The following is a 21,071-nucleotide window of genomic DNA, read 5'->3' as shown; positions in this document are numbered from 1 at the left end:
CCCTACGGATGGCTCAGCGAGGCCTGATCCTTGGCCGCGCGGTCGATCAGGGCCCGGCAGGCGGCGCTGGCCTTGCCAGGGTCCTGTCGCGCCACCGCGTCGGCGATCTGTTGATGAAGCGCGATATTGGCGACATAGGCCGCGGGAAGATGGGTGGAGGTGTTGAATGCGTGCCGCAACGCCGCCTCCAGCGTGATCGCCAGATGGATCAGCAACGGGTTCTGGGTCGCCGCGACGATGGCCTTGTGAAAGGCGATGTCGGCGTCGATCGCCTGGACCGAGGCCGGATCGGCCTCACGCATGTCGGCCAGGGCGCGATAGATCCGCGTCACGTCCGCATCGCAGCGGCGGATGGAGGCCATCTCCGCGGCGAAGGGCTCGAACATCAGCCGGATCTCGGCCAGATGCCCGATAAAGGCGTCGCGCGCCTGATCCTGGCTCAGTCGCAGGTCCAGCAGTTCCGGGTCCAGATGATGCCAGTCCTGCGCGGGGCGCACGACGGTTCCGCGCTTGGGGCCCACCGCCAGCATCCCCTTGCTGACGAGCATCTTCACCGCTTCGCGGACCGTGCTGCGCCCGACACCCAGTTGGATCGCCAGATCAGGCTCGACCGGGAGGCGCGCGTCGGCCGGATAGACCCCGTTGATGATGTCGGCGGCGAGCGCCCTGGTCGCGGCGCGCGCGATGGGCTCCCGTCCTGGAGGACGCGTCACGAACAGCCTCGCTGTCTGGTTATGGTCAGATGTTTGTAGGGGGTCGCGGGGGCGGCGTCTTCACCTGATGCACAAGGCCAGGCCAGCAGTCCGGCCCTAGGCGGGCCCGCGACGACGCGCGGGCGGGCGCGACGCCATGCGACGCGGCCTTCAGACCGGTCGGAAAGCCGACCTTCACTATCTAAAGACAGGATAGTATGTTTATTTGTTTCACGACCCGAAGACGAGAGCCAAGCAAGAGCAGAGCGCGCGGAGCCAGAGGGCGGGTGCAAGGCCGCCGCCAGGACCCCACGACGCGCCCCTCCGCCTGGAAATCGAACGCCGCGACCCTACCGACCGGATCTGTTGCATGAACGCCTTTCTGACCAATTCGAAAATCGGCGCGGGCGAACTGGTCCACCGGCTTCGGCGGATCGTGGGGCGATCCCATGTCCTGACGGACGAAGCCGCCGCGCCCTTCGCGCAAGGCTATCGGTTCGGCGCCGGGACCGTGGTCGCCGCGGTGCGACCCGCCACGCTTTTGGAAATGTGGGAGGTCGCCAAGCTCTGCGTCGGGGCCGACCGCATCGTCATTCCCCAAGCGGCCAACACGGGATTGACGGGCGGCTCGACGCCCGATGGCGTCTATGACCGTGAGGTCGTGGTGATCAGCACCGGGCGCATCCAGGGGGTGTTTCCGCTGCGCTCGGGAAAGCAGGTCGTCTGCCTGGCCGGTTCGAGCCTGCATGAGCTGGAACTCAAACTGGCGCCGCTGGGGCGCGAGCCGCACTCGGTGATCGGCTCGTCCTGCATCGGAGCGTCCGTCGTCGGCGGGGTGTGCAACAATTCCGGCGGCGCGCTGGTGCGCCGCGGCCCGGCCTATACCGAATACGCCGTGTTCGCCAAGGTCGAGGCGTCCGGACAACTGCGCCTGATCAATCACCTGGGCGTTCGGCTAGGCGACACGCCTGAGGATATCCTGGGCAATCTGCAGGCCGGCCGCTTTGCCGACGGGGACATCGACGCCGATGACCGGGCCGCCTCCGCCGCCCATGACTACGCCTCTATCGTTCGACAGGTCGACGCCTCCACGCCGGCCCGGTTCAACGCCGATCCAAGTCGTCTGTTCGAAGCCTCAGGCAGCGCGGGCAAACTGATCGTGTTCGCGGTCCGGCTCGATACGTTCGAAAAGATCAAGAACAACACGGTGTTCTACATCGGCGCCAACGACACCGGGTGCCTGACCCAATTGCGTCGCCTGCTGCTGTCGAGCACGACGCCGCTGCCGATTTCAGGGGAATACATCCATCGCCAGGCTTTCGACCTCGCCGACCGTTACGGCAAGGACACGGTGCTGGCGATCCAGACCCTCGGAACCCGCAGGTTGCCGACGCTCTATCGGGTCAAGGCCTGGACCGACCGGATCTTCAAGAGGCTGGCGGGTCTAGACTTTGTCAGCGACAAGCTCTTGCAGGCGCTGGCCGGCCTGCTCCCCGATCACTTGCCCGAGCGCCTGCGCGCCTTCCGCAGGCGTTTTGAACATCACCTCATCCTGTCGGTTTCCGGCGAGGCGCGATATCTCACCAGCCAGGCCATTGAAGAGGCCCTCCGCGGTCGAGACGCCGACGTCTTCATCTGCTCGGAGGAGGAGGCGAGCGCGGCGATGCTGCACCGCTTCGCCGTGGCGGGCGCGGCGGTGCGCTACCGCGCCGTCCACGCCGACGAGGTCGAGGACATCGTCGCGCTGGACATCGCCCTGCCGCGCAACACCGAGACGTGGTTCGAGCGCCTGCCGGCGGCGATGGAAGAGCGCCTGATCGGCAAGCTCTACTACGGCCACTTCCTGTGCCATGTCTTTCACCAGGACTATCTGGTCCGCAAGGGTGTCGACGCCGTTCAGCTCGAGCATGATCTCCTGAAGCTGATGGACGCCAGGGGCGCGGAATATCCCGCCGAGCACAATGTCGGCCACCTCTACGCCGCCAAGCCGCCGCTTGAAGCCCATTATCGTGATCTGGATCCCGCCAACGCGCTCAACCCGGGCATTGGCAAGACGAGTCGTCAACGCAACTGGGGCTGAGCCCCTGGTGGCCGACGATCCTCGCGGCGGCCGCCTCGAGCGCCTTGTCCGGGACGAACCAGGCGAGTTGACCGCTCGGCGCGCCGCTCAGGAGGCCTTATTGCGTCCGGCCCGCCGAGGCGCCGCACGCGCGGCGCCCGCCGGCGGCGCGTCGGAAGACCCCTTGATCGCCTTGGCCGATCCAGGCCCGTCGGCCACGGTTTTGGCGGCCGCCGACCTGTTGGCCACCGCCCTGGCGAGCCCGCCGGTCTCAAGGCCGATCCGTAGCAACTCCTGCAACAGAGGAATGGCCCCGTTGACGCCTTCGCTGTCGGGCGTCAGCACCTTCTGGATCGAAACGCCCCGCACCGCGCCGACGATCAGTTCCAACAGCGCCATGGACGGCCCCTTGGGGAACTCGCTCTCCATCTCCTTGCGGATGAAGGCGGCGATCCTGGCCTGGGTCGGCGCCAGCTTCTCGGCCAGGGCCGCGTCGCTGCGCGAGCCCTGAATGATCTCCAGCACCGCGACGCCGGCCGGTCGGCTCAGGACGGTCCATACAGCCTGGGGATAGGCCAGCAAGCGTTCGCGAGGGTCGGTGATGCCGTTGAGCAGTTCGTGATAGAGTTCGACCTCCTGGTCGAACACCGCTTCGACGACAAAGGCCATCAGGTCGGACTTGGTCGGAAACTGGTGGAGCATCGCCCCGCGGCTGAGGCCCGCCCTCTCGGCGACGGTGATCGTCGATGTCGTGCCATATCCGTTCTCGAACAGGCACTTGATCGCCGAATCCAGGAGCACGGTCCGGGTGGCGGCGCTCCGTTCGGCCTGCGTGCGGCGGCGTCGCGTTTCGGTCACAGGCTCCAACCTCGGTTTGATCAAGACAAGGGCGGCTCGGGTTGAACGTCGTCGCGGGCGCGCGCAAGCGTTCGAGAATGACGCGCACGCACAAAATGGTCGGCCGTCCCAGCCCGTGCTTTGGAAGATCTTGCCCCGAAGCGAAGCATGTCGCAACAACAAAGCAGGCTGGCTTGGTTTTTATATGCAGGGGTCCTGGCCCGACACCTTCACGGCTCGACGCGACCAGCTTGGCCGACCGGCGCCTCGACCAGAAGCCTGACCGGCCCCATCAGCCCAGAGGGCAGCAGGGGCGTGTCGGGCTTGAACGGATCGAAGGCCGCCTGGGCGCGCGGCGGACCGGCTCCAGGCTGCCGGTCGCCGATCAGCCGGTTGGGCCAGAGGTTGGCGACCTCGATCTCAAGGCGATTACGCCCCGTCCGCGCGGCGTCGGTGATATCGACGCGATAGGGCGCCTTCCAGGCGTAACCGACAGCCCGCCCATTGACCGTGACCCGAGCGACATTGGCCACTTGGCCTAGGTCGAGAAACAGGCGAGCATCTTTTGGCTTCGCGGGAAGCGTCACCGACTTGGCATAGCGGGCCGCGCCCGAGAAATAGCGTACGCCGGGATCCTTGCTGTCCGTCCAGGAGGCGAGGGCAGGGAGGGGCACGGCGGCGGGGGCGCCGCTCGCGGCCGGGAAGCCGAGCCGCCAGGGGCCGCTCACCGTCTTCAGCGTTGCTAGGGTCACGGCGGGGGCGCGATAGGACGCGGCGGCGGCCGACTTGCCGAAGACGACGAACAGCGCGTCATGGGCGCCGAGCACCAGCGGCACCTCGGTGCGGTCATGGGTCCTGTCGTAACTGGCCGGCGTCCGGGACCCGTCGTCCGCGCGCCAGATCTCGGGCGCGCCGCCGCCGACACGGAACGAAGCCCTCGTCTCGACGGGCGCGTCGCCGAGATTGGCGACGAAGTAGAGATCTGCGTCGTCGAGCTTGCGGTGCACATAGGAGAGCGAGGGATTTCCAAGGTTGGCGTCGGGACGAAGGTCGAGCGCCGACAGCGCCGCATCGATCGTGGAGAAGGTGCGCCCGGTCCGGCCCCAGACGGCCTGGGCGAGCGCGGCGAACTCGCGATCCTCGTCGGCCAAACTCGGCGAACGGCCTGGGCGCGGGCCGGCGATGACCACGCCTTGACGCGACAAGGCGTCGAGCTTGCGCAGGGTCGGCAGGGTGATCCGCGCGACGGGGTCGATGGCCAGGACGCGGTATCTTCCGCCGCCTGGCGCGACGAGTTGGCCGTCCTGGGCGCTCAGGATCGAGCGGATGGCGTCGGCGTTGACGAAATCGAACCCATAGCCCTCTGGAACCGCTGGCGGCCGCTCATCGTAGAGGGCGGTGATGTTGTCGTCCTCGCCGTAGAACCAGGCGATGTCGGCGACGAACCGGCCCTGCTGGAGAAGCTGGCTGGAACGGGCGAGATAATCGGTCCACGGCCTGGCCAGCTCCGCCCAGGTCTCCTTGCGGGTGAACCACTGGCCCACCCCGCCCAGGCCGATGCCCGGACCGGGCGTGTCGACGGGCTGGTGGACTGAGGTATGAATGACAAAGCGGTTGACGCCGTTGGCCAGCATCTTGTCGGCGATCGGCTTCAGACTTGCGGGGTCGAAGCCATAGGATGGAAAGATCGCCGTGAAGGATTCGGCGGCCACGAGGTTCTGGCCGTACAGATGGGCCACCGAGGCCGACTCCAGGATGTCGGGCAGGAATTTGGAGGGGCTGGGCATAGCCCAGGTCGCGCCCATCGGCACGTCGGCGCTCTTCTTGACCTCCATCCCGTCGCCGACGAAGGCCCGCAGCGCCTCGTGCGCCTCGCCGTAGCGACCCATGCCTCGGGCGTGGAGCTCGTCGGAAAGCTGGCCGTAGTGGGCTTCGTCGATCAGGTCGGAGAGGGTCCGCCGGAAATCCCACAAGAAGCGGTCGCTGTCCTCGGCGTTCGTGACGACGCGTCCGGTCAGCACCGGCAACCACGGCGTGGGATCATAGCCACGACGGGCTTTGAACTGGACCAGGATGTCGTCGGTCCAGTTGGCCGCCATGGCCTCGTAGCTGTCGTTGAGCATGTAGCCGATGCCGCGCGCGCCCATGTTGTCGCGCCCGACGGCCTTTTCGTAGAGGCCAAGATAGTGGTCGACATAGGCCTTCACGTGCTCGCGGTTGAGCTTGTCGACCTCAAGACCGGTCCCTTCCTCGGAGGCGGGATTGTTGAGCTTGCCGGTGAGCGACCAGCCCAGGCGAAGCACCCGCCAGCGGCCGGCCGGCGGCGTCCAGCGCAGCGTCCCGTCGGGCCCCAGCCGGTCGCTGAGGTCGATGACGTCGCCCGCGGCGATGACCGTGTCGGCCGCGGGCGTCGGCGCGGCGGCGAGGCCCGAGACGGTGGACCAGCCGGCCTTGTCCTCGAAGCGGGAGACGCGCGCCTCGCCGAGGACACGGACATGCGCCACCCCGTGGGCCGCCACGGGCGTGTCCGGCGGCGCGAAGGCCTTCACCGGAAAGGGCGCGTAGCGGTCTGTCAGCAGGACGCGGAAATGGCGCGCGGTCGTGGCCGCGAAGGCGATGGTCTGCTGGGGCGCGCCGCGCGCGGGAAGATCGGCGATCTTGCGATAGGCCCGGCCATCGTCGCTGGCCTCGATCCGGCCGGTCGGCCAGGACGGATAGATCGGCCCGATACGCGGACCTGGCTCGAGCACCAGCTCGACCGCGCGCATCGTCACCGGCGCCGGATAGGCGAAATCGATCCAGCCTTGCCCGTCGGCTCCCATCGCCAGCGGCTGGAACCGCGTGCGATCACCACGCGTCAGTTCGGCGGCGTCGAACGGCGCGGACGTCGTGATCCTGGCGTCCGGCGTCCGGTCGCCCGCCGGGACGCGATAGGCGATCACCTTGGCGTCGCGATAGAGCGACGGCAGGCCTGGCGGCGGGGGCGCGGAGGGCTCGGCCCCGCCGCCTGGGAGATCTTGAAAGGGCCCGCTGACATGGGGGGGCGAGGGCAGGACCCCGGCGAACGGCTTGCCGCCTTCGAGGTCCAGCTCGCTCCAGACGAGCTTCTTCATCGCCTGCTCGGGACGCACCCACGGCCCACCGGTCTCGCTCCAGCCCGGTGAGCTGGCGATCGTGAACTCAAGCCCCCTGGCCTGGGCCTCGGCGACCGCGCGGCGCAACGCCGCGCGCCAGGCCTCGCCGCCATAGGGCGCGCGCTCGGACACGACCTGCGGCGTATGGAGCGAACCATCGAAGTTCTGCACGCCGCCTATGCCCACCCGCGCCATCCAGGCCAGGTCCTTGACGATGCCGTCCTGGCTGACATTGCCGTCCATCCAGTGCCACCAGACGCGCGGCCGGGCGGCGGGTGGCGGATCGACAAAGCTTTGGGCCAGTCCGCCGGGGGTGGACGCGGCGACCGTCTGGGCCATGAGCGACCCTGCTGGCCATGCAACCGCGCAGCTCAGCAGGGCGAGCATCAAGGGTCTCGCATGCGAAGGCCGACGGCGGTCGCGGACTTGGTGAGGCGCCTGGGTCAATCGGTCTTTCCTTTAGGGGCGGTGAGACCCGCCCGGGGTCCTTGGCGAGCCCGTCGCGGCCGCCCGGCGGCGATGGCGCCATGGATCGCAATCGGCAAGGAATGCGAGCGGGCCGCACCTGCAAGGGCCTTGTCTCGCGGCGGGCTTGCAGGTGTGAGGTGTCGACCGGTCCTTTGGGAGCGGGGCCTGACCCGCGAGGATGACGAAGGGACGCCGAGCGTCATTCGACGGGGATCTCGATCGAGCCTCCATAGAGGGTCTGGTTGGCCACGACGGGATTGGCGACACGGCTCCAGGGTTCGGCGCTGTTGGGGTGGGGGAAGAAGGCCGGCGCGCTCGACGAGGAAATGTCCAGACGCAGGCGCGAACCCTTGTGGAGGCGCCACAGGATCGGCGTCATGTCGAACACCACCTCGACCTGTTGCCCGGGGGTATAGCGCTGGCGATGCTTGGCGCCGTTGCGCATGGCCAGCGTGCTGATGTCGTCCCGGATGTTGTAGACTCGTCCATCGGCGAAATGCTCGGAGAGCTTGACCGTGAAGGCGGTGTCGGCCGCGTCGCTGGCCACGAGCAGCCGCGCCTTGATCGACCCGCTCAGCAAGGCGTCCGCGGCGAGCGGCGGCGAGGCGAAGGACAGCACGTCGGGGCGGGCGCAAAGGTCCGAGCCCTGTTCCACCACGGTGTCGCTGATCAGCTTGTAGGGCCCGCCGCGGGTCGGCGTCGGGTTGCGCGGATCGTACCGATAGCGGATCGGCGTCTCGCCGGTCGGCGCCATGGCCGACAGGGTCCCGCCGTCGCAGCCCTGCGAGCGCGGGAGTTGCGCCAGGTGATAGTCCAGGGGCCTGGAGCCCGGGTCCGGAAGCGGCCAGCGGGCATAGTGGCGCCAGCGGTTGGCGCCATGCTCGAAGACGTTGACGCCCGGTCGTAGGCGTTCCGGCAACGGCTGACCGCGCAGATAGTGGTCGAACCAGGCCAGGGTGTCTGCGTAGTCGAGGGTATAGGAGCCGGCGATCTCCGCTTCCGGCTGGCCGCCATGATTGCCGGGTCCGACCATCATGACGCTCTGGTCGCGCGTGGGCAGTTCATCATAGGTGCGCAGCATGCCGGGCTGGAAGAAGTCGTTGGCAAACCCGATCATGAAGACCGGAACCTGGACCTTCCTGTGGGCCTCGCGCAGCGCGACATAGTCCGGCGACTGCCAGTAGGGGTCGTCGAAGTCGGGGTGCAGCAGATAGTCCTGATAGGCGGGCCAGGCCGGCCCGAACCCGCCGCGGGGAACGCCGATCGCCGGGAAGCGTCCGGCGACATTCTTGCTCCAGTCCTTGGAAGCGGTCAGCATCGCCAGCGGCGAGCGGAACTGGCTGCTCAGCCACATGCCGGCGATCCCCTCGTCAAAAGCGCCGTTGTGATAGGCCAATTGATAAACGTCGCCGTGCGCGACCGTCGGGACAAAGGTCTTCACCTGCGGCGGCAGGTCGCCGGCGACCGCCCATTGGACGACGCCGAGATAGGAGCCGCCCGTCATGGCCAGCTTGCCGTTCTGCCAGGGCTGGCCAAGGATCCAATGGATCAGGTCAAGCCCGTCGCGCCGCTCGTCGACGAACGGATACCACGTCCCCTCGGAGGGCCCGCGGCCGCGCACCTCCTGGTAGACGCAGGCGTAGTCGTAGCGGACCCAGACGTCGCAGGTGCCGTAGTGGGCGAAACTGTAGGGGTCGCGCACGACGATCACCGGCCAGGGCCCCTTGCCCTTGGGCAGGAAGATCTGGGTGCTCAGGGCCGTTCCGTCCCGCATAGCGACCTTCACCCGGCGCACGGGCTGGGCGTCGGTGCGAACCGGGGTTCCGGCAAGCTTGGTCTTGATGACCGGGTCCGTCAGCAGCCGCTTGGCCGTCCAGTCGCGCGCCGCGGGCGACCAGCTAAGCAGGGCGATGAGCGCGACGATCAGCACGATCAGGCCAACGAGCATCCAGCCCAGGATGCGCCAGATCCTCGCTCGCCTGGGCTTTGGGTGCGTTTCGTCGCTCATGTCCCTATTCCCCCACATGGTCAGGCCGAAAGCGCCTGGATGTCGCCATCGATCCGGTGCGATCCGGCGGCCAGTTCGAAGACCGCGTCGGACGCCTGGCGAGCGGCGACGCTCGCCGGCGCCAGCGGCGCGCCATTGCGCCTGTAGCGCCCCTTGGGCAGGACGAGCTGGGCCGTGGCGTTGGCGGGTATCTCCAGGGCCAGACTCAATTGGCCTGCCTGGGAAACGCGCCAGTCGGTCTGGATCAGGCCCATCGGCGAGACATGCTTGCCCGCGCCCTGCCGCGAGCTGGCGGTGATCAGCGGACGCACGAGGATACGGCGGAAGCCCGGCTCGAGGACGTCGATGCCGACCAGGCGTCGCATGATGAACCCGCTGACCGCGCCCAAGGCGTAGTGATTGTAGGAGTTCATCGCCACGTCGCCGGTGTCGCTGTTCCAGCGCTCCCACATAGTGGTCGCCCCCTTGTCGAGCATGTAGCCCCAAGAGGGGAAGCTGCGGCGCGTCAGGAGCGACATGGCCAGGCCAGCCTGGCCGCTGTCGGCCAGGGCGTCCAGGATGTAGGGGGTACCCAGGAAGCCGGTGGTCAGCGAGCCGCGGGCCTGGATCGCCGCGGCCAGACGCGCGCCGGCGTCCAGGCGCTGGGCGGGCGTCAACAGGTCAAAGCGCAGCGGCAGGATGTAGCTCGTCTGGCTGCCGTTGCCGATCTGCCCGTCGCCCTGGACAAAGGCCTTCAGGAACGCGGCGACGATGCGCTCGCGCTGGGCCTGGAAGTCCGCGGCCTCCTCCCGCCGCCCCGTGGCCAGGGCCATGTCCGCCATCATCGCGCAGTTGTGCGCCCAAAGCGCCGTGGCGATCAGGCCCTTGGGGGTGGTTTCGTCCCAGGGCGACTTGGCGTCCAAAGCCAGCCAATCGCCAAAGTCGATGCCGCGCTTGTGGCTCCAAAGGCCGTCGGGATTGGCCTTGGCGATCGCGGCGAGATAGCGCCGCATGGCGTCCCAGTTTTCCTCGATCACGGCGGTGGACCCCGAACGCCGCCAGGCCGTCCAGGGCAGCACGACGCCGGCGTCCGACCAGCCCGGCGTGGGTCCAATGGAAGCCGGCGGGCCGCTGGCGATGGGCGCGAAGATCGGAAAGCCCCCCTCGACGTCCTGGGCCAGACGCAGTTCTTCCATGAACCGGCGCGTGAAAAGCTCCACGTCCATGTTGAAGGCGGCCGCGTCCCAGAACACCTGGGCGTCGCCGGTCCATCCAAGCCTTTCGTCTCGCTGCGGGCAGTCGGTGGGTATGCCCACGAAGTTCGAACGCTGACTCCACAGCGCGTTGCGCCAAAGGCCCTGGATGGTCGGATCCTGGATCGCGACGCTGGCCGTCAGCGGCAGGTCGGTGTGGATCACCCCGGCCTTGAGATCGAAACGCTTCAGGCCTCTCAGACCGGAGACCTCGACGTATCGAAAGCCATGGAAGGTGAAGGCGGGCTGATAGGTCTCACCCTTGGTCGCGCCCGCGCAGACATAGCGATCGGTGGCGCGCGCCGCGCGCAGGTTGGCCTGGTCGGCGCGGCCGTCGGCGGTGAGGACCTCGGCGAACTTCATCGTCACCACGCCGCCCTCGGGGCCCAGCAACGAGACCTGGGGGACCCCGGCGAAGTTCTGGCCAAAATCGAAAACCGCGACGTCGTCTGACAGGTCGGTGCGCTTGACCGGAGCAAGCACCTGGGTGACCCGGACCGGCGCGATGATGTCGGCGCGGAGCGGGACTGGCGGCGGCGGGGCGCTGGCCACATCCTCCCAACCGCTTGGCGTCAGGCCTGGTTGATCCCAGCCCTCGATCGCCAGACGGGCGTCGAAGACCTCGCCGTTGTAGATTTCGGCCGAACGGACCGCGCTTTCCCGCAGCTTCCAGGTCGGGTCGGTCGCCACGACCTGACGTGAACCGTCGACATAGGTGATCTCGAGCTGGGCGAGCAGGCGGCGCGGCGCGGCTCCCAGAGCGAACCGCGAGCCCGGCGCAATGACGCTGGCGAACCAGCCGTCGGCGACCCAGAAGCCCAGGGCGTTCGGACCGGCCTTGACCAGACGCGTGACGTCGTAGGTCCGATAGGGCGTGCGGCGGCGATAGTCGGTATAGCCGGGGGCCATGAGCGCGTCGTCGACCCGTTGACCGTTGATCCGGGCCTGGAACCCGCCCAGCGCCGAGGCGTAAAGCCGGGCCGAGGCGATCGCGCCGCGGGCGTCGAACGTCTTGCGCATCAAGACCGCGGGCCTGGCCGGCCAGGGCGTGGCTGGCTGGGTTTCCAGCCGCTCGGCGATCGGCCACGGGCTGTCGTCGAAGTCCGGCGTCCGCCAGCCGGCCGGGCTCTCCAGCGAGGTCCGACATCTGCCCTTGGTGGTAATCCACAGCTTGCCGCCGTCGGCCAGATCAAGGCGCAGCAGGGCGCCGAACGCCCCGGACGGCGAAGGCAGGATGCCGCCATCGACCTTCACCTGCCCGGCGACGACGTGACGGCCCGCCGCCAGCTTCACGGGAATTTCCGTCAGCGGGGGCTTGGCGAAGTCAATGGACGCCGCTTGGAGGACGGGCTGGGGCTGATCGTCGATCCAGACGGCCTCCAGTCGATCAATCGCGCCAACCAAGAGAACGCCTTCGGCGGCGTGCTTGAGGTCAAAGCCGAGACGGAAATTGCGGGATTGCTTCGGCTGAGCCTCACCCGACCATACCCAGTCAAAGCCGGCCAATCTGTCCAGACGATCGCGCTCGGCTTCGGCCGCGATCCACTGCGCCGACCAATCCTGGGGCGTCGTCAGCCCCATTTCCCAGGACGAGGCGGCGGCGGCGCGCGCGCCAAGCTCGTCCCAGACCTCCACGCGCCAGAAGGCTCGGCTTCGGGCGGGCGGCTGGACCCCGGCATAGACGTGTCCAAGACTGTCGGCCGAAGCGATACGGCCGGTGTCCCACAGGTCGAAATCCCCGCGCGCCAGCTTGTCGGCGGTGGAGGAGACGCCGATCCGATAAGCGGCTTGCCGCGCTCCGGCCCGTCCACTGGCCAAGCGCCAGGACAGATGCGGACGCGGGGTGTCCAGGCCCAGCGGCGCGACAAGCGACTCGACCTTGAGATCGACAAGTCTGGGCGATGCGAGCGCGGCGGCTTCAGCGGGGGCGGCCGCGCCGGCCATGGACGCCGCGCCCGTCGTGGCCAATAGGGTTCGACGACTCATCATGGCAAGTTCTCCGCGCCGAAGGGCGACCGTGTCTGGATGTGGGCGGGCGAGGGGCCGGCGCGGGTGGCCGGCGCGAGAACCTGTCTGGCCAGGCTCACCGAGTCGGACGCCACATCGCGTTGGCCGAACCCTTCAAGGTCGACGCTGCGATGCGCTGTGCCGTTCTGCCTGGTCATTGAGCCCGCTTCCTCCAACGCTTCCGCGGCCGCGCTATCGCGGCTCGTCGCCTTATTAACAAACAAGCGATACCGCTTGCAAAGTCAGCGGTAAAGATGCAAACATACGGTACTGATCGCTTCTTTCTGCCGATCATAAGAACACCAACCAAAGGGGGGAAGCGTCATGCGTTCTCGTAGCCGTTCAATCTTCGTCTATGGCGCCGCCATCAGCGCGCTGTTGGGCGCGCCCGCATTCGCGCAATCGTCCACGGCCCAGGCCCAGACCGACGATGACGTCGTCTCCGAGATCGTCGTGACCGGCACCCTGATCCGCGGCGTCGCCCCGGTCGGCGCCAATGTGATTGGGGTGGACGAGGCCAAGATCAAGTCGACCGGTGCCCTGACCAACCAGCAGGTGCTGGCGCAGATTCCCGCCGTGTCCAGCCAGTTCGGCTACGCGCCGTCGACCACCACCGGCATCGGCGCCACCACGCAACGCCCCAATATCCGCAATCTCGGCAGCTCGGGCGGCAACACCACCCTTATTCTGGTCGACGGCCACAACATGGTGGGCGCTGGCATCCTGATGACCACGCCGGACTCCAACATGCTGCCGCCCAGCGTGCTGCAGCGGGTCGAGATCATGGCCGACGGCGGCTCCTCGCTCTACGGGGCCGACGCCGTGGGCGGCATCATCAACTTCATCACCCGCAAGAGCTTCGACGGCGTCGAGGTCTCGGGGCACTACGGCCTGGCCAAGGGCGGCTACCAGGCCGGCGACGTCAACGTGATCGGCGGCACGAGTTGGACGGGTGGTTCGGCCTATCTGGCGATTTCCCACAGCGAAAACACCAATCTGTCGGCCTCCAAGCGCGACTGGCCGCGCCAGGACCTGCGCGACCGGGGCGGCGACGACTATCGCGTCGCCACTTGCCCTGCGGCCAACATCACCGTGGGCTCGACCAACTACGCCTATCCCGGCCTGGTGGCCGGCACCCGCAACCTCTGTGACCTGGCGTTCTATTCGGACATCGTGCCGGAGGAACAGCAGGACTCCTTCTTCGGCGCCTTCAACCAGGAGCTAGGCGAACGCGTCAGCCTGCACGCCACGGCCTACTATACCGATCGCCAGACGACCCAGCAGGCCGCCCAACGCACCACAACCGGCCTGACGATTCCGCAGACCAATCCTTTCTTCGTGCGCGTGGCGCCGGGAACCAGCGAGTCGGTCGCCTTCAGCTTCGCGCCGATCCTGGGCGACTACGTGCGTTCGGACGCCTCGCTGACCCAATATGGCGTCACCCCGACCCTGACGGTCCGCCTGGGCGGCGACTGGCAGCTCAACACCATGCTGAACTACGGTCGCAGCAAGACCGGCACCCATCTGCCGGGCCTCAACCCCACCGCCCTGGCCGCCGCGGCGGCCGGAACGACGACGGCCACGGCGCTCAATCCGTTCGATCTGTCGCAGACCAACGCGGCCGTCATCTCCGGCATCGTCAACTACGGCAACAGCTCGCACAGCACCCAGACCCTGACCGAAGGCCGGATGATCGCCGACGGTCCGCTGTTCTCCCTGCCGGGCGGCGATGTCCGCGCCGCCATCGGGGTCGACCTGCAGCGCCAGGAGTCCGACGCGTTCAGCGTGAACGGACCCAGCGGCTCGTCGGCCGGCGCGTCCGTGAAAAACGCCCACCGCAACGTGTCCTCGGTCTTCGGCCAGGTCATCGTGCCGGTCATCGGGTCGGCCAACGCCTTGCCGCTGGTGCAGGCGCTCAAGCTCGACGCCTCGATCCGCTATGACGACTACAGCGACTTTGGCAGCACGACCAATCCCAAGATCGGCTTCACCTGGGACGTGGCGGGCGGTCTGACGCTGCGCGGCAACTACGGCACCTCGTTCAACGCTCCCAGCCTGGCCGACACCACCGGCGCGGTCGACACCCGCGCCTCGATCATCACGGTCAGCCCCTACCGGGCCGCCGGCTCGCCGATCACCGACCTCTTCCGCCCGACGATCGTGCTGGCGGGGGGCAATCCCGACCTGAAACCCCAGACCGCCGACACCTGGTCGATCGGCGCAGACTGGAAGCCGACCGGCCTTCCCGGCTTCACGGCGGGTGTCACCTACTGGGACATCAAGCTGAAGGACACGATCGTCGTGGCGCCGCCGGGCTTCCCGACCTCGCTGTTCACGGTTCCGGCCTTCCAGAAGTTCATCACCATCAACCCGACCCTGGCCCAGGCCCAGGCCGCCACGGCCGGGATGTTCATCGATGGCGCGCCGAACATCGCGGCGCTCTACGGCGCGACCACGCCCTATCTGATCCTGGACGCGCGGCGCAAGAACGTGGGCAATCTCTACGCCACCGGCCTGGACTTCAACGCCAACTACGTCAAATCGACCGACTTCGGCTCGGTGTTCGCGACCCTCTACGCCACGCGTCTGCTCGATCGAGACAGCGAGGCCTATGACGGCGCGGGCAAGGTCGACCTGCTTGGCGTCAACACCAGCAAGCTGCAGCTCAGCGCCACGGGCGGGGTGAACTGGGGCGGGCTGACGGCCCAGGCGACGCTCAACCATCGCCAGGGCTACAAGGTTACCGGCGCGGGCTCACAGACCAAGACCGGCTCCTTCGATCCCGTCAACCTGGCCTTCATCTACCGCTTCGACGAAGGTCAAGGCCAAAACCCAGGCTGGGCGCGCGGCATGACGCTGTCGCTGAACATCGACAACGCCTTCAACGAGAAGGTGCCGTTCCTCAACGTATCGCCGAGCCAGACCGTCCCGACCAACGGCTCGACCATCGGTCGCTTCTTCAACATGGGCCTGACCAAGCACTTCTAAGCTCCGCACTGCCTTCCCTTCTCGGAGCGACTAAGCGGCCAGCCCTTCCGGGCTGGCCGTCTTTTTTTGGGGCGCACGACACGACAAAAAAACGCCGCCAAGACCGGAAGATCTTGGCGGCGACGCGGGGTCAAGGTGAAGGCAAGACGGGGAGGAGAGCGGCGCCGCGGACGCCTACGGCCGGTCGCGCCCGCGAGGCTCATCGTGGCGCGGGGAGACCGCTGAACCTGGCGGCCTCAATCTGGTCGTCAATCAGGCCGGGGCCTTGCAGGTGAAGTTGGCCGCGTCGCGCGTCGAGCCCGCCCCATTGTAGTGGGCGGTCTTGGGCCAGGCGCACAGCGGGCGGCTGGCCGGCGGATCGCCGCCGCCCGCTTCGGTCGCGACAACGCGTTCGGGCGCCTGGCCCTTCTCGACCCAGGCCTCGAGCGCGGGCTGCATGTCGAAGACATTCGCGCCGGGTCCGCCGGCGCAGTGCATCATCCCCGGGACCATGAACAGCCGGACTTGGCTGGCTGCCTGGGGCGAGGTTTCGCGCACGGCTTGCAGATAGTTGATCGTCTCCAGGGGCGTGATCGCCGGATCGGCCCAGCCCTGGTACATGATCAGCTTACCGCCGCGCTTGGCGAACGCCCGTAGGTCCGGCTCGTCGGCGTTGATGGTCGCGCCGATGCGCGCCTTGGCGACCGGATAGTCCCGGTCCAGGTCGAAGGTCTCCACCTTCCAATTGGGATCATCGAACACCATCCAGCGGTAGATTTCCTGTCCGGCCATGGCGCCGATCGGGGAGAGGATCCACGCGCCCCAGTTGCCCGGCACGCCCTCGCTGCCCACGACCGGCCCGCCGATGACCCGCTCGCCGGATTTCAGACGCAGCCCGCCATAGATCCTGCGGAAACCGTCGACCTCGGCCGAGGTGAGGCAGGCGGCGCTGTCGGCGCCTTTGCATTGCAGTTCGACGGGGTCGAACTTGCAGGCCAGAGGATTTTCCAAGATCCCGTCCTTGACCCCGTCCAGGCCGTCGCACTTGGCCATGACGGCTCCGTGCACGAGGTTCAGCTTCGACGACAGGGTCGGAACCTCGCTGGAGATCCGACTATAGGAAATCAGCTGGGTGACGATCTCCAGATAGCGGCGCGCGGGGGCGCCGGCGATCACGCCGTCATAGTCGTCCGGATAGCGGCTGGCTTCCATGACGCCGTCGCGCCCGCCGTTCGAGCACCCCAGGAAATAGGCGTGCTTGGCCGGGCGGCCGTAATAGGCGCCGATCAGTTGCTTGGCCGCGACGGCGGCGACGTGGTTGCCACGATGGCCAAAGTCGATCACGGCCTGGGGTTTGCCATGGGCCCAGGACACGGCGTTGGCGACGGGAGCGTGCCCAACATCCGTGGCCACGGACGCGTAGCCTTGAGCGGTCGCCTTGCCGAGCAGCGCTCCGCCGCCGGGATTGAGGCCGCCGTCAAAGCCTGCCCCGCCGAGGGCGAAGAGCTTGTGGTTCCAGGTATCGGGCAACCATACCTCCACCCGGATATCGGAGTCGGCGACGGGATTGAGCCGCAGGCGCACGCGGCAAAGAGCGGTGGAGACCTTCGCCCCAGCGGTCTCGCCCGTGGCGATCGTCGCCCCCGGCGCGACGCGTTCCGCGCTTTCGACCCGGCCGCCGTCGATCCGGGCGCCAACCAGGCCAGCGCATCTCGCCGCGTCCGGCGCCAAGGCCAGATCCTGTGCGGCGGGTCCCGCGCCGGCGGGGGACTGGGCGCAGCCCCAGAGCCCCGCGGCGAGGGTCATCGCGCCGAGCGCCGCGCCTGTTCTAAGCCAAACATCGATACGGTTCATGCCCGCCCTCCCGCCGCCGCTTGTCAGGACCTCGCCAGCGCGCGGCAAAGCGCTGGCGATCGGTAAAGCCGCGGCAGCGCCGGAACGCAGACGCGGTTGGCTCACGCCATGCCCAACGGCGCCCCGACCCCGGTCGGCCGCGCCGCCGAAGGCGCGCGCTCAGTCAGGGACTCGGCGCGGCGCATAGGGGACGCGGGGCTAAGGCCGTTATCTCGAGCGATCTGGCCCAGGGTCAGGGCCGAGGGCTTGATCAGCCGGCGCTGTGTCGCGCGGTCCACGCCCAGGAGGCCAAACTTCTGGCTGTAGCCCGATAGCCATTCGTAGTTGTCCAAAAGGGTCCAATAGTAGTAGCCGCGGATGTCCGCGCCTTCCCCGATGACGCCATGGAGGTGGTCCAGCGCCTCGGCGATGAACTGTTCGCGCCGCTTGTCCTGATCGCCCGCCCAGCCGTTCTCGGTGACGATGATCGGCGTCTTGGTGCGCTCCCAGACGCGTCTGCAGACCTGGGCCAGGGCCTGGGGGCGATCGGCAAAGCCCATGGTGGTCACCCGCTCGTCCGGGGCCGGGCCGTAACCGCCGTCGGCCCGCGAGATGTAGCGTGTATAGGTCTGGACCCCGATGAAGTCGTCGCCACGCACCGCGTCCAGGAAGGGATCGACGTACTTCTCCAGTCGGCGGTCGCGATGGACCTCGCCGCCCGGCTCGGCCTGTTCGTCCTGGATCGACAACGTCAGGCCCACCTGAACGGACGGACGAACGGACTTGATGGCGTCGCGTCCCGCGGCGTGGGCGGACAGGCCCTGAGTAAGCAGGACATCGCGCGGCGTGGTCAGGAAGAAATTGGCCAGCGGCCCGCCCAGGGCGGCCTCGGCGGCGGCCAGCACCGGCGCGGCCTCGGGCGTGCGCAGCTTCTCATTGAACATCGGCTCGACCAGCACCGGCACGTTCAGTTCGTTGAACGTGCAGGCCCAGTCAAACCCGTCCAGGCGCGCGGCCGCGTGGGCGCAGTACCGACCGAACCGCTCAGGATAGTCCGCATCGTTCAGGCCGCCCAGGCGGGTGATCCAGGCCGGCGAGGTGAAGTGATGGAACGACAGCATGGGGGCCACGCCCACGCGCAGGCACGCGTCGATACATCTTTGATAGTGGTCCAGGGCGGCTTGCGAATACTGGCCCGGCTGCGGCTCGATGCGCGCCCACTCGATCCCGAAGCGGTAGGTGTTCAGGCCCAGGGCCGCGAGGATGGCGATGTCGTCACTGAAACGATTCCACTGGTCGACGCAGTCGCCCGAGGGCTCCTGGAACATCGAGGGACGGGCCTGCTCGAGCGCCCAGCAGTCCGAATTGGCGTTGCCGCCTTCGACCTGGTGGGGCGCCGTCGCCGAGCCCCAGAGAAAATTGTCGGGAAAACGCTTCATCACAGCTCGCTCTCTTCGGGACGGGGCCGGTTCGCCAGCCTCGCCGCCGAAGCGGCCGCCCACCAAAACAGTCAGTACTGCATCTAAATCTAGGGGGCGAGCTTGGTCGTTGCAACTGAAATCGTCGGCAAGGGGCGCGTGGAGCGCACCGCGGGTATCGGCTTTGACTGCGAGTACACCGACGTCGGCCAAGACAGCCTTTCGCCCGTGACCAAAAACGACGCCAATCCGGGCCAGCCCTTCGTGGGTGAGATCGCGTGGGTGGTTGTTGAACGCGGTCGTGACAGCCAGGAGCACTGATCGATCCAGCTACCTTCCTGAAGGTAGGGATGGCCAAGCCCTAGTTGGCGTTGCGGCCTCTCTGGGCTCGATACTGACGAGATGCGCCAAAGCCGCCCCCCAGGGCTCCGGCAATAGCTACGCCGGTCAGCCTTGACTTGGCCCCACAAGGCTCACCCTTTCACCTTGGCCAAGATGGAGCGGTCGATCTGGTCGATGGTGTTGATCCCGGTCAGGGCCATGGCCACCCGCATCTCCTTCTCGATCAGGTCCAGCAGCTGGGTCACGCCCGGCCCGCCCCGCGCGGCCAGGGCGTAGACGAAGGCCCGGCCCAGCAGCACGCCCTTGGCGCCCAGGGCCAGCATCCGCACCACGTCCAGGCCCGAGCGCACGCCGCTGTCGGCCAGCACGCTCAGCCTGTCGCCCACCGCCTCCGCGATGGCCGGCAAGGCGCGGGCCGAGGACAGCACCCCGTCCAGCTGCCGTCCGCCGTGGTTGGAGACCACGATGCCGTCGGCCCCGATGTCGGCGGCGGCCTTGGCGTCTTCCGGATCGAGCACGCCCTTGATCACCAGCGGCCCCTTCCACTGGTCGCGAATCCAGTCCAGGTCCTTCCACTGGATCGAGGGGTCGAAATTGGCGCCCAGCCAGCCCATGAAGTCCTCAAGGCCCGAGTTCGCGCCCAGCACGGGCGCGACATTGCCCAAGGTGTGGGGCCGGCCCATGACGCCGACGTCCCAGGCCCATTGCGGCTTGAACATCGCCTGCGCCAGGCGGCGCGCGGCGGCGTTGGGACCGCTCATGCCGGAATGGGCGTCGCGATAGCGGGCGCCGGGCACGGGCATGTCGACGGTGAACACCAGGGTCGTAGCGCCAGCGTCGGCGGCGCGGGCCAGGAGGTCGCGCATGAAGGCCCGGTCGCGCAGCACGTAGAGCTGGAACCATATCGGCGCGCTGCTGGCCTGGGAGACTTCCTTGAGGTCGCAGACCGAGACGGTCGACAGACAGAACGGCACGCCCTTGGCGGCCGCGGCCTTGGCCGCCTGGCACTCGCCCCGCCGCGCGTACATGCCCGTCAGCCCCACCGGGGCCAGGGCGACCGGCAGGGCCTGCTTGACGCCGAACAGGGTGGTCGACGGATCGACCTTGGAGACGTCCTTCAGCACCCTCTGGCGCAGGGATAGATCCGCAAGGTCCGAGACGTTGCGGAAGAGGGTCCGCTCGGCATAGGCGCCGCCGTCGATATAGTCGAACAGGAAGCGCGGCAGCTTGCGCCGCGCGGCTTCCCGGAAGTCCGTGGTGGACGAAACAATCATTTGAGACTCGTCTGGATAGGAGTGGATGGGCCCGCGTCTAGAGCCGGTCGAAGCCCAGGTGGCGACTGATCGCCAGGGCCGTAGACCAGACCGGTTCGACCAAGGCCGACATGCGCGCGTCATCCATGTATTGCGGCAGGCTCGAGAGGCTGAGAGCCGCGATAATCTGACCACTCGCCGCGCGGATCGGAGCGGCCACGCAGCGCACGCGGTCCTCGTTCTCCTCGATATCGAAGGCCGCGCCCAAGCGCTTATAGGTGCGCATGCGCCTGACGAACTCATCCTCGGAGTCCGGCGTCGACGCCAGGTCCGCATGAGCCTTGCGCCATTCGGCCTCGTCGGCGTCGAGCAACAAGGCCCGGCCAAGGGCGGTGGCCGCCAGGAGCCGGGTTTCGCCGATGACTGAGCGCACCTCGATACGGCGGTCGCCGCGAACCTGAGCGACGTATCGAACAAGGCCGCCCTCGCGAATGGCCAGGTTGACGGGGTCGTGCTCTTCCCGCGCCAGGCGCTCCAGATAGGGGCGGGCGGCGGCCGTCAGCGGATGGTTGGCTTCGGCCAGGGCGCCCAGGCGAAGTAGCTTGGCGCCGAGCAGATAGCCCTGGGCCGCCACCTGCAGGAACCCGCGTTTGACCAGGGCCGACGCCAGGCGATGGGTCGTGCTGCGCGTCAGCCCAAGACGCTGAGCCAGGGCCGCCAAGGGCAGGGGGCCTGAACGCCCCACAACGTCGAGCATGTCGACGCCCCGCGCCAACGTCTGGGCGCCGACCACCTTGGTGCCTGGCTCCTTGGGCGCCATT

At 68.0% G+C, this 21,071-nt stretch carries 12 protein-coding genes; 3 read left to right on the top strand and 9 right to left on the bottom strand.

What is annotated here, in order from left to right:
• Positions 1-2: 2 nt before the first annotated feature.
• Positions 3-713, bottom strand: a complete 711-nt coding sequence (locus tag G3M57_RS26940; protein WP_163233994.1) for a FadR/GntR family transcriptional regulator — start codon at positions 711-713, stop codon at positions 3-5.
• A gap of 349 nt (positions 714-1,062) precedes the next feature.
• Here G3M57_RS26940 and dld point away from each other — a divergent pair, with 349 nt between their 5' ends.
• Complete coding sequence (dld, locus tag G3M57_RS26935; RefSeq protein ID WP_163233993.1) at positions 1,063-2,772, top strand: D-lactate dehydrogenase; 1,710 nt, start codon at positions 1,063-1,065, stop codon at positions 2,770-2,772.
• Between the two features lie 87 nt (positions 2,773-2,859).
• Here the strand turns inward: dld and G3M57_RS26930 are convergent, their stop codons facing one another.
• The 4 genes from G3M57_RS26930 to G3M57_RS26915 form a co-directional block, all read right to left on the bottom strand.
• On the bottom strand, positions 2,860-3,609 hold the full coding sequence (locus G3M57_RS26930) for a TetR/AcrR family transcriptional regulator (RefSeq protein WP_163233992.1): 750 nt from the start codon (positions 3,607-3,609) through the stop codon (positions 2,860-2,862).
• Between the two features lie 209 nt (positions 3,610-3,818).
• Complete coding sequence (locus G3M57_RS26925; RefSeq protein WP_163233991.1) at positions 3,819-7,061, bottom strand: glycosyl hydrolase; 3,243 nt, start codon at positions 7,059-7,061, stop codon at positions 3,819-3,821.
• 328 nt (positions 7,062-7,389) lie between these two features.
• Positions 7,390-9,198: a CocE/NonD family hydrolase gene (locus G3M57_RS26920; protein WP_163233990.1), complete on the bottom strand. Its 1,809-nt coding sequence runs from the start codon at positions 9,196-9,198 to the stop codon at positions 7,390-7,392.
• A gap of 20 nt (positions 9,199-9,218) precedes the next feature.
• Complete coding sequence (locus G3M57_RS26915) at positions 9,219-12,419, bottom strand: alpha-L-rhamnosidase (RefSeq protein ID WP_163233989.1); 3,201 nt, start codon at positions 12,417-12,419, stop codon at positions 9,219-9,221.
• A gap of 342 nt (positions 12,420-12,761) precedes the next feature.
• Here G3M57_RS26915 and G3M57_RS26910 point away from each other — a divergent pair, with 342 nt between their 5' ends.
• Positions 12,762-15,425, top strand: a complete 2,664-nt coding sequence (locus tag G3M57_RS26910; RefSeq protein WP_163233988.1) for a TonB-dependent receptor domain-containing protein — start codon at positions 12,762-12,764, stop codon at positions 15,423-15,425.
• A 252-nt stretch (positions 15,426-15,677) separates the two neighbouring features.
• On the opposite strand, the gene G3M57_RS26905 is transcribed toward G3M57_RS26910, so the two are convergent.
• Together G3M57_RS26905 and G3M57_RS26900 are read right to left on the bottom strand one after the other, a co-directional pair.
• A complete protein-coding gene (locus G3M57_RS26905) occupies positions 15,678-17,258 on the bottom strand; it encodes a tannase/feruloyl esterase family alpha/beta hydrolase (RefSeq protein WP_163233987.1) in 1,581 nt (526 codons plus the stop codon).
• A gap of 101 nt (positions 17,259-17,359) precedes the next feature.
• Positions 17,360-18,676, bottom strand: coding sequence for a family 1 glycosylhydrolase (locus G3M57_RS26900; RefSeq protein WP_163233986.1), 1,317 nt, complete (start codon positions 18,674-18,676; stop codon positions 17,360-17,362).
• Positions 18,677-18,778: 102 nt separating this feature from the next.
• Between G3M57_RS26900 and G3M57_RS26895 the strand changes: the two genes are divergently transcribed.
• Positions 18,779-18,976 carry a hypothetical protein gene (locus G3M57_RS26895; RefSeq protein WP_163233985.1) on the top strand — a complete coding sequence of 66 codons (198 nt, stop codon included), beginning with the start codon at positions 18,779-18,781 and terminating at the stop codon, positions 18,974-18,976.
• Positions 18,977-19,128: 152 nt separating this feature from the next.
• On the opposite strand, the gene lldD is transcribed toward G3M57_RS26895, so the two are convergent.
• A complete protein-coding gene (gene lldD / locus G3M57_RS26890) occupies positions 19,129-20,271 on the bottom strand; it encodes an FMN-dependent L-lactate dehydrogenase LldD (protein ID WP_163233984.1) in 1,143 nt (380 codons plus the stop codon).
• Between the two features lie 37 nt (positions 20,272-20,308).
• On the bottom strand, positions 20,309-21,070 hold the full coding sequence (locus G3M57_RS26885) for an IclR family transcriptional regulator (RefSeq protein WP_163233983.1): 762 nt from the start codon (positions 21,068-21,070) through the stop codon (positions 20,309-20,311).
• Position 21,071 lies beyond the last annotated feature (1 nt).

The organism is Caulobacter rhizosphaerae (assembly GCF_010977555.1).
Lineage (GTDB): Bacteria > Pseudomonadota > Alphaproteobacteria > Caulobacterales > Caulobacteraceae > Caulobacter > Caulobacter rhizosphaerae.
This window is presented reverse-complemented; position numbering and strand designations above follow the sequence as displayed.

Bases quoted from the DNA above. Each gene is read 5' to 3' on its own strand.
- dld (WP_163233993.1), top strand. From the start codon at position 1,063: ATGAACGCCTTTCTGACCAATTCGAAAATCGGCGCGGGCGAACTGGTC.
- lldD (WP_163233984.1), bottom strand. From the start codon at position 20,271: ATGATTGTTTCGTCCACCACGGACTTCCGGGAAGCCGCGCGGCGCAAG.
- G3M57_RS26910 (WP_163233988.1), top strand. From the start codon at position 12,762: ATGCGTTCTCGTAGCCGTTCAATCTTCGTCTATGGCGCCGCCATCAGC.
- G3M57_RS26915 (WP_163233989.1), bottom strand. From the start codon at position 12,419: ATGATGAGTCGTCGAACCCTATTGGCCACGACGGGCGCGGCGTCCATG.
- G3M57_RS26900 (WP_163233986.1), bottom strand. From the start codon at position 18,676: ATGAAGCGTTTTCCCGACAATTTTCTCTGGGGCTCGGCGACGGCGCCC.
- G3M57_RS26885 (WP_163233983.1), bottom strand. From the start codon at position 21,070: ATGGCGCCCAAGGAGCCAGGCACCAAGGTGGTCGGCGCCCAGACGTTG.
- G3M57_RS26920 (WP_163233990.1), bottom strand. From the start codon at position 9,198: ATGAGCGACGAAACGCACCCAAAGCCCAGGCGAGCGAGGATCTGGCGC.
- G3M57_RS26905 (WP_163233987.1), bottom strand. From the start codon at position 17,258: ATGAACCGTATCGATGTTTGGCTTAGAACAGGCGCGGCGCTCGGCGCG.
- G3M57_RS26925 (WP_163233991.1), bottom strand. From the start codon at position 7,061: ATGGCCCAGACGGTCGCCGCGTCCACCCCCGGCGGACTGGCCCAAAGC.